Genomic DNA, 16,334 nt, shown 5'->3' with positions numbered 1-16,334 from the left:
TGTAAGTGTACTATTCCACCGCTTTGAATACAAACAAAGCACTATAGAAATCGGCTTGCGCATAAGGAGCAATCACCCCGTGATACATCAATTCATCACCAGCATAAGTGTTAGCATCTGTAACACCATTTACAGACATTGAGTAACGACGATGTGGATCAAGTCCTTTTAATTTCAGACGACGAAGCGGTCCATTAGGAACACTTAACACCTGGAAATAACCTGCAAAAGCTTCTTGTTGATCTTCTGAGACAAACATCCAAGAGGTAATATTACTTTCAAAAGGACTCAGCAAACGATAAAACTGACCGAATTGAATCAGCTCTCGTAACTCTTTATATTGAGCCACTTGCTCTTTCACTTCTTGTTTTTCTGTATCGGTAAGCTTCGTCAGATCAAGCTCATAACCAAAGTTACCGGACATGGCTACATGACCACGAGTCGTCAATGGAGCCATACGCCCTACTTGGTGATTCGGTATATCTGATACGTGAGCACCCATCGCACTTGCCGGGTAGACCATACTTGTACCGTATTGAATTTTCAGACGTTCTACTGCATCTGTATCATCACTTGTCCATGTTTGTGGCATATAATATAGCATTCCCGGGTCAAATCGACCTCCACCACCAGAGCAACTTTCGAATAGGATATGTGGGAATGTTGATGTTATCTTTTCTAAAACACTATAGAGTCCAAGCATATACCGATGTGCTGTTTCCCGTTGACGATCCGCTGGTAACAGTGCCGAACCGATCTCGGACATATTACGGTTCATATCCCATTTCACATACGTAATTGGAGCAGAAGAAAGAACAGCGCTCACAGACTCTACAATATAATCGCATACATCTTGACGCGAAAGATCTAGAATCAATTGCTCCCGTCCCATCGTACGACTGCGATCAGGTACATGTAGACACCAATCAGGATGTGCACGATACAAGTCGCTATCTGGAGAAACCATTTCAGGTTCAAACCATAATCCGAATTGCATTCCAGTAGCTGTGATTTCTTTTGCCAGCTTACCTAGTCCTTCTGGTAATTTGCGACGATCTTCCACCCAATCACCAAGTGAAGTACGATCGTCATTACGATGACCGAACCAACCATCATCCAGTACAAATAATTCAATGCCTAACTCTTTTCCAGCAGCTGCTATCGACTTGATCTTAGGAGCATCAAAGTCAAAATAAGTCGCTTCCCAGTTGTTAATCAAAATAGGACGGACTTGATCACGATGTGTTCCGCGGCTTAGACGCGTACGATACAGCTTGTGATAAGTACGAGACATACCACCTAATCCTTCAGAAGAATGAACCAGCACCGCTTCAGGTGTTTGGAACGTGTCGCCTGCTTCTAATTTCCATTCAAAATCAAATGGCGATAATCCGATCTGCATACGTGTAGTATGGAATTGATCCACTTCAACTTGAGCGACAAAATTACCGCTATACACAAGACTCATTCCATAGACTTGCCCTTGATCTTCATTTGCATCTTTACCAAGTAAAGCAATAAATGGATTTTGCTGATGGCTACTCGAACCACGTTTACTTTCGATCCGTTGTAATCCTGGAGTGAGTGGACGGTAATGCACATGACGTTCACGCGTCCATGCACCCGACAATTGCATCATACGATATTCATCATCTGCTAGATCGACACTACTACTAAGTGCACGCTGAATCTGAATCGTCTCTGCACCTTTATTATCAAATTTCACAGAACGTGTAATCGCATTCATTTCGTTGAACACCGTATAGCTTACAATAGCTTCAAGTCCAGTCAATGGATCACGCAAAGTAATTTCCAGTGTATCTGCTTCATTTTCCTGCTCTACATACGTAGCTGGTAATCCTTCAAGTGTTGGTTTGCCTGTTGTAATGGTATGACTCACATAATGAAGGTCGTTAACTGTAGTTCCATTGCTATGTTTAGCTTCAAAAGCAGGCTCACGATAATCTCCACGACCGTAACCAGGGTATTCTTGTGGCAATGTATCAAATGAGAAATCACGATCATCTGCATGATAGTTCGGGCTAAATGAAGCACGTTCGACTTGTTGCAATAGACTGCTGATCGATGTTCCTTGTAGACGAGGTCCCCAATATAAGTGAACTAAATGCGTAGATTTAAGTAGTTGAATGACATAACTCGTTGAACGAGATTGTAAATGGAATGTAGATTGATGAGTATCATAAAATATAGACATGGAATAATCCCTTTCTGATGGCTCGGCTCAGTACCGAATATCCAGTTATTCTATCGTGTTCGTTTTTATTCTAACGGTAAAATAATAAAAAGCACATAGCATAATTCCATTATTTGATGGCACAATCCTATAATATAGAGATCATTCTACAAACTATACTATAATAGAAAGAAATCAACTGTTCGATACTTACATAAATGCAATGTAAGATATTTTGCCAAGCGCTTAAGGAGGATTACAGATGGCTCTCAATGTACTGGATGAACTTCAATTACGATATCAACAATTATCGACCAAAGAAAAAGAAATTGCTGACTACATCATGCTCCATAAGAATTCAATTCATAATATCAATATCCGCGATCTCTCCCAGCGTACGCAAGCTTCAATGTCTACGATTACTCGCTTTTGTCGTAAAGCAGGATTTAGTAACTTTATAGATTTCAAGCTTAGTCTTAACCGAGAAGTGGATATTCCGCGAGATGAACTTAATTTCTTTGCACAAACAAGGCATTTATATAACGAAATTATTATGGCAACTGCGGATATGATCAAGCCACAAATGATTGAAGAAGTTGTTCAACAGATTAAGCAAGCACGGCGTGTCTATGTGTATGGATTAGGAAGCTCAGGATTATCGGCTTTGGAATTTAAGTACCGCTTGATGCGAATGAACATCTTAATAGATGCTGTAACCGATTCGCATATGATGATGATGAATGCGTCTTTAATGGATGAACAAGATTTGGTAATTGGATTGTCCAACTCTGGTCATACCACTGAAGTGAACAGTGCGCTACGTATCGCCAAAGCTAATCAAGCTCAGATCGTCGGTATTACCAATTTTGATCATACTCCATTTACAGAAACGACCGATTTGTGTCTGTTTACACCTGGATTACAGCGAATGGGCGATATTCCTTTTATCAATAGTCAATTAGCGATTATTTATGTACTAGATATGATCTCCATGCTATTACTGCAAAATGAAGAACTGCTATCTGCACGTCAACGTACACTCCATGCTCTATACAAACAAGATCCATCTTAAAGGGAACATAAGAAAAAGAACCGGATATCGATCATCTCCGGTTCTTTCTTTAGATTTGCTATCCATTTTTTGTTACATAAAATAAAGGTTAAAGTCTATTTTGTACAATCGATGCCGAACGAACTTCTTTCATTTTTTCCATAAATCGTGCTGTAATCTGTTGCGGACGAGTAATTGCTCCGCCTACCACTACACTATATACACCAAGCTCCAGACAACGTGCTGCCATCTCTGGTGTCATAATATTACCTTCAGCTACAATAGGCGTTTTGATCTGGCGAATCATCTCTTTGAGAATAGCAAAATCATTCTCGTATACTTTCTGATGTGAAGTCTGTTCGGTATATCCTACCAGTGTAGCCGATATCAGATCAAATCCTAGCTGTTCCGCCATGATCCCTTCTTCGACAGTCGATACATCTGCCATCAATAACAATTCAGGATAAAGCAGACGAATCTGTTTGACCAAATCTGCAAGTGCCACACCATCCGGGCGAGGACGTGACGTTGCATCTAATGCGATAATCTCACAACCTGATTCTGCTAATTCATGAACTTCAGTGATCGTAGGTGTAATAAATACAGGATGATCTCCATAGTTACGTTTGACGATTCCGACCACAGGTAGAGGCACCTTTTGCTTAATTTCTTTGATATCTTGCGCTGTATTGGCTCGAATACCCACAGCCCCGCCTTCTTGCGCAGCCACTGCCATTTTACCCATAATAAAAGAACTATGCAGAGGTTCATGTTCCAATGCCTGACAAGATACGATTAGCCCCTGCTGTAATCCCAATGAATCCAAATCCATACTATATTCACTCCGTTTCCATATATTCCTCAATTTCATTTTTTATTACACTCACTTGTGGACCATAGATTACTTGCACCCCGTTACCATTAATGAGGACACCTTTAGCGCCTGAATGTTTCAACCAATCTTGAGAGACTTGATCCGGATGATAGACGGATATCCGTAGACGAGTCGCACAACAATCCAAGTCTTTAATATTGTCTTTGCCACCCAATGCATTCAAAATCACCGCAGGACGAGATGTATCCACTTCACCAGCATCTGTAGCGTCTGCATCGGTTAGAGTTGTTGTTTGCCCACTTCCACTGTCTGTACTTCCTTTAGCATCAGCGACAGTCTCATCTTCACGCCCCGGTGTTTTGAGGTTGAATTTGACGATCAAGAAGCGGAATGTCACATAGTACAGAGCGAACCAGACCACACCGATCATCGGTACATAGATCCAATTGGTTTTGGCATTTCCCTGTAAAATCCCAAACAGAATAAAGTCAATCAACCCACCCGAGAATGTCTGACCAATCGTAATCTGAAATATATGAGCGAGCATAAAAGCAAATCCGTCAAAAACAGCATGAATCACATACAAGAAGGGAGCAACAAATAGAAAAGCAAATTCCAATGGCTCTGTAATACCTGTTAAAAATGAAGTCAACGCCGCTGATAACATCAAGCCACCAACAACCTTTTTACGTTCTGGACGTGCAGTATGATAGATCGCTAATGCAGCACCCAACAATCCAAACATCATCGTAATAAATCGACCTGACATAAAGCGTGATGTGCCTGAGAAATACTTTTCAGTCGAAGGATCACCTAATTGAGCAAAGAAAATATTCTGGGTTCCTTCTACTATCTTACCAGATACTTCCATTGTACCACCAAGTCCGGTTTGCCAGAAAGGGAGGTAAAAAATATGGTGCAGTCCGAGAGGGCCTAACATACGTAAAAAGAATCCATAGAATAATGTACCTACATACCCTGTAGCATCTACGATTCCACCTAGCTTTGTAATCCCTAATTGAATCGTTGGCCATACTAGAAATAAAGCCAATCCTACAAATATCGCTGCAAACGAAGAAGCAATTGGAATAAAACGTGAACCACCAAAAAATCCTAAAAATTGAGGGAGTTCAATTTTGTTATATCGATTATGAAGGCTTGCAGTGACAAGACCGATAATAATCCCGCCCAGTACACCTGTCTGTAGAGATTGAATACCAAGAATCATACCTTGACCGGCTGCCGCCATATTTTCAGTCACAAGCTGGTTACTGTTAATCAGCATCGCATTGATCGAAGCATTCATGACCAGATAGGCAAGTGCCGCCGCCAGTCCTGCTGTTCCTTTGTCTGAACGTGCCAGTCCAACAGCTACACCAATCGCAAAGATCAACGCCAAGTTACTGAATGTAATATCTCCAGCACTGCTCATTACTTTGAAAATATATTGTAACCAGCTAATCTGTAATACAGGATATGTACTTACCGTATTAGGATTAGAAAGGGCACCCCCTATACCTAAAAGTAATCCTGCTGCGGGTAATACGGCGATCGGAAGCATAAAAGATTTACCAAATCGTTGGGCCTTCTCGAAAAAATTTTTCATTCGTCTGCACCACCTGAAAATATTTTCTTTTAAATATAGATTATGAAAACCATTTTCGTCAACGATTATTTTAATAAAATAATTTTCACTGCATAGCAAATAAGCTCTTTAGCATATGTAATCACTAAAGAGCTTATAACAATCGTATCGATTCATTTCTATTCCTTTTTATCTTCCAAAGCTGCTTTCAACAAATCGCCTAGACTTGAACCAAACGATTCTTTTTGCTCAAATTTCTTCACTAGCTTTTGTTGCTCTCGTTTATTCACTGGACGACCGCCGTCTTTATTCAACGTTTCGGTAATACCACAACCCAGACACTGCACATACTTCCCAGCTTTGCCGTCTTTAATTTCCATTTTTTTATGACATTGCGGACAACGACGATTGGATAATTGCTTTTCGGTTGATCGACGATAGCTACAATCTTCACTCGGACAGATCAAGAACGTGCCTCGCTTCGATTTTTTCTCTAGCATACGTGTTCCACATTCAGGGCAATGACTTGAAGATACATTGTGAGGTTTATAATTCACATCACTCTTTTTCACTCCATCGACCATGGACTGTGCCATTTGACGAATCTCTTGTAAAAACGGCTCAGGTTGACCTTGACCACGGGCAATTTTTTCTAATTGTTGTTCCCAACGTGCTGTTAATTCAGGTGTACGTAGTTCAGGAGACACCAGTTCAATTAATTGTGCTCCTTTACCAGTAGGGTGCAAATGATTTCCTTTACGTTCAATCGTATCTGACGACACTAATTTTTCAATAATGTCTGCTCGTGTAGCAGGAGTACCCAGACTGTGTTTTTCCATCTGAGATAATAAAGCCGCTTCAGTGTACCGTTTAGGAGGCATTGTACGACCTGCTTTGACCACGCAACGAGCAATCATTTTCGACTCACCTTGTTGGAGTTCTGGCAACTTTTGTGTGCTTTGACGATCAGATGAACGCTGAGAATCTTGAGTAGCATCTTCATCCTCATCTTCTTCACCCCACTGCTCACCGTATACCGTACGCCAACCGGAATCTTTAATTGTTACTCCTTTAGCATGGAACTGTTCTCCTGCCGCTTCGATGATCACTTGAACCGTATCATAAGTAGCAGGTGGATAAAATAAACTGATAAACCGACGTGCAATCAGATCATACAGCTTCCGTTCATCGCTAGTCAGTGCATTCAAAGAAACTATTTCCTCGGTAGGAATAATAGCATGATGATCACTAATTTTGCTGTCATCTACAATTCGTTTATCAATCTTAAGAGCATTACGTAACAAAGGACGTGCCAGTGGCGCATACGGACCTACAGCTACACTGGATAAACGTTCTTTGAAAGTATCTGTCATATCGGAAGACAAATAACGTGAATCGGTACGCGGATACGTAACGATTTTGTGTTGCTCATACAACTTTTGCAATACATTAGACGTATGCTTAGCAGAAAATCCGTATTTTTTATTCGCATCACGCTGTAATTCGGTCAGATCATATGCTAGTGGATGAGGTTCTTGGCGTTCATTCTTTTTCACTGATACAATCTTCGCTTGCTTACCTGCTAGAGCCTGTTCCAACTGCTGTACTTGTTGCGATTCAAAAATACGTCCGTCTCCTTGACGATGTCTCCATTCGGCTTGCAGATCTCCTAGATCAATATGCAAAGTATGATAATCTTGTGAGCGAAAATCTTTAATTTCATTCTCCCGTTTCATCATCATTCCAAGTGAAGGGGTCTGCACACGTCCTGCTGATAATTGAGCATCAAATTTACAAGTAAGTGCACGTGTAATATTCAGTCCAACCATCCAATCTGCTTCTGCCCGGCAACGTGCAGATTCATATAACCGATCGAACTCTTTTCCCGGGCGTAGCTTGTTGAATCCTTCACGAATTGCTTTATCCGTCTGTGAAGATATCCATAATCGTTGAAATGGCTTTTTCCACTTCGCCATCTGAATAATCCAGCGTGCTAACAATTCCCCTTCACGCGCAGCATCTGTAGCCACAATCAACCCTTGTACATCATTACGTTTTAACAGATGTTGAACGATTTTATACTGATGACTGCTTTCACGAAGTACTTTTAACGTCATTTTCTCTGGTAAAATCGGTAAATCTTCCAAATTCCATTTCTGATAACGAGTATCATAATCCTCGGGCTCTGCTAGACCTACCAGATGACCTAATGCCCATGTGACTATATATTGAGGGCCTTCCATATATCCTTTATGCTTTTGATGACTTCCCATCACACGTGCGATTTCTCTTGCAACAGAAGGCTTTTCAGCCAGTACCACTTGTTTCATCGTGTTCCATCCTTTCACGTTCCTTTATATGTGTGTATATCCTATTTGGTATTCATATTATTTCTTTTACGATAAGTATTGATGCACATCTACATATTGTAACACTTTTCAAATCATCAGTTCTGCTCTTCTTCAACTGATCTGATATACACTCTAAATCATAGCAAAAAAGCTGATATCTATATCGTTCTATAGAATACCAGCTCTTGCTGTATAGGATTGATTTTAATACAATATTAAAATTCTTTATGAATAACAGTATCTTTTTCAGCTGCTTCAAAAATCGTTTCGATCAATACCAATACTCGATGCACTTCTTCATTCGGTACAGCTGATTTGGCTGACCCTTCGATCACCGATAAAAAGTTGATATAAAACTCTTCAGGCGGATGTTCGATCGTTTGAATCGGTTGGCGAATGGTAGATTCTTCAGAAGGCGGAGCCATCGTTTTTGTTAATCCACGACCTGCTTGAATCGGTTTGGGTTCTACTTTCTCTACTTCTGTATTACGGGTGACAATCTCTCCACTTAGATCCCAATCTTGAATAATTGCAGTTCCTTCTGTACCTTTCACATACCAGCGTGGCAATTTAACATAATTGGTTGTACCCACTTCAACCACAGCCGTTAACCCATCTTTGAACCGAATAGATGTGGTAAATCCATCATCAACTTCTGTATCCAGCACCGTACTCAATTGAGCATGCACACTCTCAATCTTACTATCTGTGAGCAACAACAACTGATCCAACAAATGAACTCCCCAATCCAACAACATACCGCCACCATAAGCTTTGAGCTGTCTCCAATCACCCGGGATACCATTTGCTCCTTGTACACGTGATTCTACATGGAAAACTTCTCCTACAGTACGTTTCTCAAACATCTCACGAATAATTAAGAAATCTTCATCCCAACGGCGATTTTGATGCACTGTAAAGACCTGACCTGTTTCTTCTGCCACTTTTACAATGTCTAACAAATCTGCGCTATTGATCGTAACAGGCTTTTCACAAATCACATGTTTGCCTGCTCGCAAAGCTTGAATCGATAATTCTTTATGTACATCATTCGGAGTCGCGATCAGCACAATATCTACAGTTTCATCTGATAAAACCGCTTCCATTGTATCGTACGTTTGATAACCATGTTGTCCAGCAAGCTCCATACGGTAATCCACAATATCATACACACCTGTGACTTGGAGAGAAGGTACTTTCTCAATAAGTTGCCCATGATAACTTCCCATACCGCCATATCCTACAATAACCAAATGATATACCGACTTCTTATCCATTTCAGTTCCTCTTTCCCATACTGGATTATAATTCCATTTTAACCATTACCATTTCATTCTATCAAACTTTTAGCTTTAATATAAAGTTTCTTTTTTACAAATATTCTTTTTATAGTTCTATTTTAATGTAACTGCTCACAAACTAAAAAACAGTTAAATATGTATCATTTTATTTCATTATTTTATTAAAATGTATGCAGATAATATAATTTATATTGACATGTAATATTTATTGACACTAAAATACATAATTAATTACATGTATCGACAATAATTGAGTCTATCTTCTAAAGGAGTGAAGTTATTTGTCTAAGATCCAACCTATCAGAGCATATCGTAAAATGATTGTCATGTGGTTAACAGTTATGATGTTAGTTGTTGCTCCATTCAGTACATACGGTGTTACTTCTTCTGTACAAGCAGCTGGTTCTCCCGGTACAAATGAACCTTTTGTGATTACAGAAGCAACGATTGCAGATATGCAAACAGCTATGAAAGATGGTCGTCTCACTTCTGTTCAGCTTGTTCAACAATACTTAGATCGTATCGCTAAATATGATCATCAAGGTATTAAGCTTAATTCTATTCTCACCCTTAATCCCAAAGCTCTTGAGATTGCAGCCCAATTAGATAAAGAACGTGCAACCACAGGCGTTCGTGGACCTTTGCATGGTATCCCGATTATTGTCAAAGATAACTTTGATACTGCTGATATGCCGACCACAGCCGGTTGTGTCTGCTTGCAGAACTCTATTCCTGATCAAGATGCCGATCAGATCGCTATGCTCAAAGCAGCAGGTGCTATTATTTTAGCCAAGTCGAATCTACATGAATTTGCATTCGGGATTACCACTTCTAGCTCTCTTGGAGGACAGACGCTTAATCCGTATGCACTTGATCATTATCCAGGTGGCTCAAGCGGTGGAACAGGAGCCGCAATTGCTGCCAACTTTGCAGCAGCTGGGTTAGGCACAGATACCGGTGGTTCGATTCGAATACCATCTGCTTTTAACAGTCTAGTCGGTATTCGTCCTACAGTTGGCTTGAGTAGTCGTGATGGTATTATTCCACTCGCTCTCACACAAGATGTAGGTGGGCCGATTGCACGCACAGTCGAAGATGCAGCAATATTATTGCAGACCACTGCTGGTTATGATCCAGATGATATGGCTACCGCTTATAGTGTTGGACATATTCCTGATAACTATACGGACTATTTACAAGTGGATGGTCTAAAAGGGGCTCGGATCGGAATCGCTACTGAATTGTTCAACAATACTACCGCTACCGAGAAATCAGTTACTCAAGTAGTCTATACCGCTGTAGATGATATTCAGAGGCTTGGCGCAACAGCCGTTCCGATTCAAATTCCTAACCTTCCACAGATTATGAAATATCCTAGCTTAAGTGGCTATGAATTCAAATTTCAAATCAATGATTACTTGAATAGCTTAGGAGAAGATGCACCTTATCATAATCTGACTGATATTTTAGCCTCTAATGAGTTTGATCCCAAACAAGCAGAATCGATGAAAAAACGTGATGCTGTAGCCACACTCGATACACCAGAATATAAAGATATTGTACTCAACCGTACCAAAGTGACACGCGAATCTCTTTTAAAAGTAATGGCAGATTATGATCTAGATGCTATTGTCTACCCGACGACAACACAGCCAGCAGCTACGATTGGTGAAGAACAGATATCAGGTGATAATAACCGTTTAAGCCCTTTCTCAGGCTTTCCAGCGATTACTGTGCCTGCTGGATTTGTGAATAACAAATTACCTGTTGGCATTGAGTTTTTAGGTCGTCCTTTTGATGAAAGTACATTGATCAAATTAGCATACAGCTACGAACAAGGTACTCATCATCGTCAAGCACCTACGTTAACACCTTAAATACCTTTTTTAAATCTTTTCTATACCCAATACCATATAAATATTCTATCTCATTCAGTCATTCAGTCATTCAGTCATTCAGTCATTCAGTCATTCAGTCATTCAGTCATCAAAAGTATACTTGGATAGTAAAAAAGCACCACTATATTAAAAAAAGCTTATCTTCTACAAAGTGTATAATGCACTTCAATAGAGGATAAGCTTTTTTACTTCATTATCATTTTAAAGATTGTACTATTTAATATTTACGATTTCAGTTCTATTATTCTCTTACCCTATGAATATCTTTCCACACTCTATAAGAACTTCCACAAGTTAAAGCTTTATTCTAAAACCTATTCTATCTTTACATCACTCATTCATACTTGCTTAGAAAAAGTCCATCAAATGTGTAGTCGCTATAGGAATGCGTGATTCCAAAATATACACAGCTTCTAACTTCCCTGTCCATTTGCCCCAACTGCATAATTCTAATGGACGTTTATATCCTATAAGCGCCACCGTTAATGCCTGAATATCTGTATCAATATCACTATGATCCCATAGATCCTGTTGTAGCCCTTCTGGTAAAGCTTCACGTCGACTTATTTTGGCTTTACCTTCATCATTGATAAGCACATCCCAGATACCATTATTCCATTCGGCTGCTGAATCATTAACACGAATAGATAACGACTCTACCTTCCCTACTGTAAATGGATATTGCTCAAGAAAATGCTTAACATTAACGATTCTCGCCATAAAATAAGGAACAACTTGTTGCTCTATTCGTGGATCATTCAATAAATACGGTAAAGCATCATTAATAGGCGCTTGCAAATTCACTTCAGTCACCATCGAATCATGATTAGCAATATAAGTCCATAATGCTTGACGTGAACGTTCATCCAGATACACTAATTCTTTAATATTCATTTTCTGATCTGCGATCTCATAAATGACGTAACCACAAGCCTGATCTTTAGGATTATAATACACTGCTGTAAATAGTTCGTCTCCTGATGGCAACTTGCGTTCCCAACGTTCTGTATCTCGAACTAAAGTTCCGTTATAATGAGCCGCATACTTCTCATAGATCGCATTCAAAAGCTCCAAATCACGAATACCACGCTTGATCGTACCTTCGACATGAACTTTAGCAGGTAATTTGTTCGTTGGAATCGTATACTTGCGATATTCAATATACGTTTCCCAACCGAATTTACGATAAAATGGGAAATGGAATGGATGTAAAAAGGATATCGATTGACCTGCTTCATTCATCTGTTGCAACGTATGCTCCAACAACTTCGCCACTAGACCCTGTCTTCTTTTCTCAGGCCAGGTGGCAACTCCTGCAATTCCACCCATTTCAAAAACTTGCCCGTGTATGTACGTCTGCAATGGTAACAGTGTCAGTTGAGCACTCAATTGCTCTTCTTCAAAAAGACCCCATGTTCGTTCTGGTTTAAAATCTTGTTTTTCTTTTTCCAGTTCTTCTGTAGATTTACGATATTGAAAAGCATACATTCCTAACTCTGCTCGTGCATCAAAATCTTCTAGAGTTAATTGTCTAATATCCATTCCTATAGTCACCTCACTGAAAATGATAAGATCCTTTAATACTGAAAAACTATTACTCTCGGCATCGTATCTCTTTAGATGCACTTGGACGATAAAACCATCTATTGCAAGTACACTGAATAATACCAACATATAATGACTTGCTATATAACGACTACTTTATTGCAAAATATAATGACATCCTCTAACACAACAACCTTTAGCATAACAAAATAATACTAAACATCAAAATACGCTACCACTCAATCACAGCAAAAGTCATCAAATAAACACCCTACCAAGAAACATCACTACGCATACCAACTCTTATATTACTTTTAAAACAACCCAAATTAAAAAATAAAAGTCTATGATTTGAAATATACTTATCGCTTATTTCGAACAATATGATTCTATATGGTATGATAACTTCATATGCCTACATTATAACATCTACAATTCCACCAAAACCAATAAGCGATTTACATTATCCTTCAAATACGTTATATTTAAAATTAATTAGTACCTGGTATTAGTATCAAGTATTAATTCTAAATTGTAAGAATGGATCGCTTACTATTCTCTTCAATTCACTACAACATCGTATTAAACGTATCCTTAATCATCGCTTTTCTTTTCACAAGTATTATTACCAGAAAAAACTCAATAGAATTGAGTTCTTTTAGATCTCATTTTAGTTTTCAATAGCAAATGCTATTTTTAACATTCTATCACGCCATAACAAATGAATATGATCAACCAAATCTTTTCAAAATTAATCGATTAATCCGTAAACACCGAACTATTGCAAACCTATAACTTAAATCATATTAGAGGTGACTTTTATCAATCATTCAACAGCTCGTCTTACAGCATTAGGAACTTATGTCCCCGAAAAACGCTTAACTAATAACGATCTTGAGAAGCTAGTCGATACATCAGACGAATGGATTGTTCAACGTACAGGCATAAGAGAACGCCGTATCGCTAATGATCAACAATTTACATCTACATTAGGCATAGAAGCTGTCAAAAATCTTCAAAAAACATACCCGGGTACTTTAGAAGATGTAGAACTTATTATTGTAGCTACGACAACTTCAGATTATGTATTCCCAAGTACAGCTACTCAAATTCAGTCTTATTTTAAAATTAAACGTGCTGGTGCTCTTGATCTCAATGCTACTTGTGCAGGTTTTGTGTATGCGCTTCATGTAGCAAATAGCTTTATCACTTCCGGTCTTCATCGCAAAATTTTAGTTATTGCTAGTGAAACAATGAGCAAAATAACAGATTATACAGATCGTAGCACTTGCATTTTGTTTGGCGATGGTGCAGGTGCAGCCTTGGTCGAATACGATCCAGAACAACCTAGCTTTTTAGGAACATTTATGGATAGCGATGGTTCTGGGGGCGAGCACGTATACCGTACAGGAATAGCAGATCAGATCAATAACCAACCTATGCTGGGCAATGGCAAAATCGTACAAAATGGCCGTGAAGTTTACAAATGGGCAGTACGTACTGTACCGAAAGGAATTCAACATCTTTTAGATCAGACCAATCTATCACTGACCGATATTAACTGGTTTGTTCCTCATAGTGCTAATCTTAAAATGATTGATTCTATTTGTGAAAAAACTGGATTTGCTTTAGAAAACACGTTAACCAGTGCTGAATGGTACGGTAATACATCTTCAGCTTCTATCCCATTAGCTCTACAATTAGGCAGAGACAACCAAAAATTAAAAAACGGAGATACTGTATTACTGTACGGCTTTGGCGCTGGTCTCACTCAAATGGGTATGATTCTACGCTGGAACTTAAAATAATTCTTCTCTATTTTACATATGTATCAAAGAAACTATGTATGTAAAATAAAATGTACCTTAATAAAAAGAAACAGCAAAGAAAGAATTAATTTTCTCTGCTGTTTCTTTTTATTTTTATTTTTTCTACAATTACTTTTTCACAATTGAAATAATTCTTTAAACTGTTTATTGCTATTGATGCTATTGTAAACACTACTATGATTTTATATTTCGTTCTTCGTTCTTCATTCTTCATTCTTCGTTCTTCGTTCTTCATTCTTCATTCTTCGTTCTTCGTTCTTCGTTCTTCGTTCTTCGTTCTTCGTTCTTCGTTCTTCGTTCTTCGTTCTTCGTTCTTCTTTCTTCGTTCTTCGTTCTTCGTTCTTCGTTCTTCGTTCTTCGTTCTTCGTTCTTCGTTCTTCGTTCTTCGTTCTTCTAAGTATGTTGATTGAAGTCTTCAAAACATACAATACTATAAATAAATATTCTATTAGAAAAACTAAAAAGGATGTCTGCATATTGCAGACATCCTTTTTTATAAAGCGGGTGATGGGAATCGAACCCACGCTATCAGCTTGGAAGGCTGAAGTTCTACCATTGAACTACACCCGCGGATTAAGAGGATATGGTTGAAACAGGGACATTTTAACACCTGAATAACCATGTTAATCAAATCTCACACATGCTAACTATACACCAGTATAGTTGTTATATGAATTAAAGCGTAGAATAAAAACGTATATAATATATACGCTCTACACTGAATAAAGATTGGAGCGGACGATGGGAATCGAACCCACGACCCTCGCCTTGGCAAGGCGATGCTCTACCGCTGAGCCACGTCCGCAAAACCTATGCGCGTGGAGGGACTTGAACCCCCACGTCGTGAGACGCTAGATCCTAAGTCTAGTGCGTCTGCCAATTCCGCCACACGCGCATGTAATAAAATGGTGAGTCATGAAGGGCTCGAACCTTCGACACCCTGATTAAAAGTCAGGTGCTCTACCGACTGAGCTAATGACTCATAACAATTAGGCAGTAACAATATAGATTTAACATACATATTACATTCTACAACATTTTAATACTAATATCAAGCTAATTCTTTATTAAGATAATAAAGGGCGACCGATGGGACTTGAACCCACGAATGCCGGAGTCACAGTCCGGTGCGTTAACCCCTTCGCCACGACCGCCATAGCAATCAAATCAATATTAAAAATAAATGGTGCCGGCGAGAGGATTTGAACCCCCGACCTACTGATTACAAGTCAGTTGCTCTACCAACTGAGCTACACCGGCATAGTGTATATGTTAATGACCCGTAGGGGACTCGAACCCCTGTTACCTCCGTGAAAGGGAGGTGTCTTAACCACTTGACCAACGGGCCGCTAAAAAAGTAACAGCGTCAGCTTAGACGCTCAAACCTACTAAAATCAATCTTAACCTTTCGGCGAAAAAAAAACCCCGAAGGGATAAAACTATTCTGCTTGGCAACGTCCTACTCTCCCAGGACCCTGCGGTCCAAGTACCATCGGCGCTGGAGGGCTTAACGGTCGTGTTCGGGATGGGTACGTGTGGAACCCCTCCGCCATCATTACCAAACAGTCAGGCTGTGTTGCTCCCTGAAAACTGAATCCGAAAACTGAAACATCGCGTTTATAGATTTGGATAAGCCCTCGACCGATTAGTATTGGTCAGCTCCATGCCTTACGGCACTTCCACCCCCAACCTATCAACCTCGTCGTCTACAAGGGGTCTTACATACTGGGAAATCTCATCTTGAG

Annotated in this window: 9 protein-coding genes, 7 tRNA genes and 2 rRNA genes; 3 read left to right on the top strand and 15 right to left on the bottom strand. The window is 39.4% G+C overall.

Going from position 1 to position 16,334, the window contains the following annotated elements; genetic code table 11:
- Positions 1-10: 10 nt before the first annotated feature.
- Positions 11-2,215: an alpha-galactosidase gene (locus PaeCFBP13512_RS21445; protein ID WP_137225841.1), complete on the bottom strand. Its 2,205-nt coding sequence runs from the start codon at positions 2,213-2,215 to the stop codon at positions 11-13.
- A 241-nt stretch (positions 2,216-2,456) separates the two neighbouring features.
- Here PaeCFBP13512_RS21445 and PaeCFBP13512_RS21440 point away from each other — a divergent pair, with 241 nt between their 5' ends.
- A complete protein-coding gene (locus PaeCFBP13512_RS21440; RefSeq protein ID WP_137225839.1) occupies positions 2,457-3,266 on the top strand; it encodes a MurR/RpiR family transcriptional regulator in 810 nt (269 codons plus the stop codon).
- An 88-nt stretch (positions 3,267-3,354) separates the two neighbouring features.
- Here PaeCFBP13512_RS21440 and PaeCFBP13512_RS21435 read toward each other — a convergent pair whose 3' ends face one another.
- The 4 genes from PaeCFBP13512_RS21435 to PaeCFBP13512_RS21420 form a co-directional block, all read right to left on the bottom strand.
- On the bottom strand, positions 3,355-4,077 hold the full coding sequence (locus PaeCFBP13512_RS21435) for an N-acetylmannosamine-6-phosphate 2-epimerase (protein ID WP_137225837.1): 723 nt from the start codon (positions 4,075-4,077) through the stop codon (positions 3,355-3,357).
- Between the two features lie 7 nt (positions 4,078-4,084).
- Positions 4,085-5,686 (bottom strand): maltose/glucose-specific PTS transporter subunit IIC, encoded by a 1,602-nt coding sequence (locus PaeCFBP13512_RS21430; protein ID WP_137225835.1) that lies wholly within the window; start codon positions 5,684-5,686, stop codon positions 4,085-4,087.
- Between the two features lie 158 nt (positions 5,687-5,844).
- Positions 5,845-7,995, bottom strand: coding sequence for a DNA topoisomerase III (locus tag PaeCFBP13512_RS21425; RefSeq protein WP_137225833.1), 2,151 nt, complete (start codon positions 7,993-7,995; stop codon positions 5,845-5,847).
- Positions 7,996-8,231: 236 nt separating this feature from the next.
- Entirely contained in the window at positions 8,232-9,293 is a 1,062-nt protein-coding gene (locus PaeCFBP13512_RS21420) for a Gfo/Idh/MocA family protein (RefSeq protein ID WP_069328909.1), read from the bottom strand.
- 365 nt (positions 9,294-9,658) lie between these two features.
- Between PaeCFBP13512_RS21420 and PaeCFBP13512_RS21415 the strand changes: the two genes are divergently transcribed.
- Complete coding sequence (locus PaeCFBP13512_RS21415; RefSeq protein ID WP_441343343.1) at positions 9,659-11,194, top strand: amidase family protein; 1,536 nt, start codon at positions 9,659-9,661, stop codon at positions 11,192-11,194.
- Between the two features lie 369 nt (positions 11,195-11,563).
- On the opposite strand, the gene PaeCFBP13512_RS21410 is transcribed toward PaeCFBP13512_RS21415, so the two are convergent.
- The gene (locus PaeCFBP13512_RS21410; RefSeq protein WP_137225831.1) at positions 11,564-12,757 is read right to left on the bottom strand and encodes a GNAT family N-acetyltransferase; all 1,194 of its coding nucleotides are present in this window, start codon (positions 12,755-12,757) and stop codon (positions 11,564-11,566) included.
- An 824-nt stretch (positions 12,758-13,581) separates the two neighbouring features.
- On the opposite strand from PaeCFBP13512_RS21410, the gene PaeCFBP13512_RS21405 reads away from it, so the two are divergent.
- Positions 13,582-14,568 (top strand): ketoacyl-ACP synthase III, encoded by a 987-nt coding sequence (locus tag PaeCFBP13512_RS21405; protein WP_137225878.1) that lies wholly within the window; start codon positions 13,582-13,584, stop codon positions 14,566-14,568.
- Between the two features lie 520 nt (positions 14,569-15,088).
- On the opposite strand, the gene PaeCFBP13512_RS21395 is transcribed toward PaeCFBP13512_RS21405, so the two are convergent.
- From PaeCFBP13512_RS21395 to PaeCFBP13512_RS21355, 9 genes are all read right to left on the bottom strand, one after another.
- Positions 15,089-15,159: transfer RNA gene (locus PaeCFBP13512_RS21395), tRNA-Gly, on the bottom strand.
- A 160-nt stretch (positions 15,160-15,319) separates the two neighbouring features.
- Positions 15,320-15,394: transfer RNA gene (locus tag PaeCFBP13512_RS21390), tRNA-Gly, on the bottom strand.
- A gap of 8 nt (positions 15,395-15,402) precedes the next feature.
- Positions 15,403-15,484: transfer RNA gene (locus PaeCFBP13512_RS21385), tRNA-Leu, on the bottom strand.
- A gap of 11 nt (positions 15,485-15,495) precedes the next feature.
- Positions 15,496-15,571: transfer RNA gene (locus PaeCFBP13512_RS21380), tRNA-Lys, on the bottom strand.
- 99 nt (positions 15,572-15,670) lie between these two features.
- Positions 15,671-15,743 (bottom strand) — tRNA-His (locus PaeCFBP13512_RS21375).
- Positions 15,744-15,773: 30 nt separating this feature from the next.
- Positions 15,774-15,849, bottom strand: a tRNA-Thr gene (locus tag PaeCFBP13512_RS21370).
- Positions 15,850-15,865: 16 nt separating this feature from the next.
- A tRNA-Glu gene (locus PaeCFBP13512_RS21365) sits at positions 15,866-15,937 on the bottom strand.
- A 98-nt stretch (positions 15,938-16,035) separates the two neighbouring features.
- A 5S ribosomal RNA gene (gene rrf / locus PaeCFBP13512_RS21360) occupies positions 16,036-16,152 on the bottom strand.
- 62 nt (positions 16,153-16,214) lie between these two features.
- Positions 16,215-16,334, bottom strand: a 23S ribosomal RNA gene (locus PaeCFBP13512_RS21355); the annotation flags it as partial.

The organism is Paenibacillus sp. CFBP13512, assembly GCF_005233705.1.
In the GTDB taxonomy this organism is placed as follows: domain Bacteria; phylum Bacillota; class Bacilli; order Paenibacillales; family Paenibacillaceae; genus Saccharibacillus; species Saccharibacillus nuruki.
This window is presented reverse-complemented; position numbering and strand designations above follow the sequence as displayed.

What these genes read in the sequence shown, in the direction of transcription:
- PaeCFBP13512_RS21410 (WP_137225831.1), bottom strand. Translation starts at nt 12,757, where the DNA reads ATGGATATTAGACAATTAACTCTAGAAGATTTTGATGCACGAGCAGAG.
- PaeCFBP13512_RS21435 (WP_137225837.1), bottom strand. Translation starts at nt 4,077, where the DNA reads ATGGATTTGGATTCATTGGGATTACAGCAGGGGCTAATCGTATCTTGT.
- PaeCFBP13512_RS21440 (WP_137225839.1), top strand. Translation starts at nt 2,457, where the DNA reads ATGGCTCTCAATGTACTGGATGAACTTCAATTACGATATCAACAATTA.
- PaeCFBP13512_RS21430 (WP_137225835.1), bottom strand. Translation starts at nt 5,686, where the DNA reads ATGAAAAATTTTTTCGAGAAGGCCCAACGATTTGGTAAATCTTTTATG.
- PaeCFBP13512_RS21425 (WP_137225833.1), bottom strand. Translation starts at nt 7,995, where the DNA reads ATGAAACAAGTGGTACTGGCTGAAAAGCCTTCTGTTGCAAGAGAAATC.
- PaeCFBP13512_RS21445 (WP_137225841.1), bottom strand. Translation starts at nt 2,215, where the DNA reads ATGTCTATATTTTATGATACTCATCAATCTACATTCCATTTACAATCT.
- PaeCFBP13512_RS21420 (WP_069328909.1), bottom strand. Translation starts at nt 9,293, where the DNA reads ATGGATAAGAAGTCGGTATATCATTTGGTTATTGTAGGATATGGCGGT.
- PaeCFBP13512_RS21415 (WP_441343343.1), top strand. Translation starts at nt 9,659, where the DNA reads ATGATGTTAGTTGTTGCTCCATTCAGTACATACGGTGTTACTTCTTCT.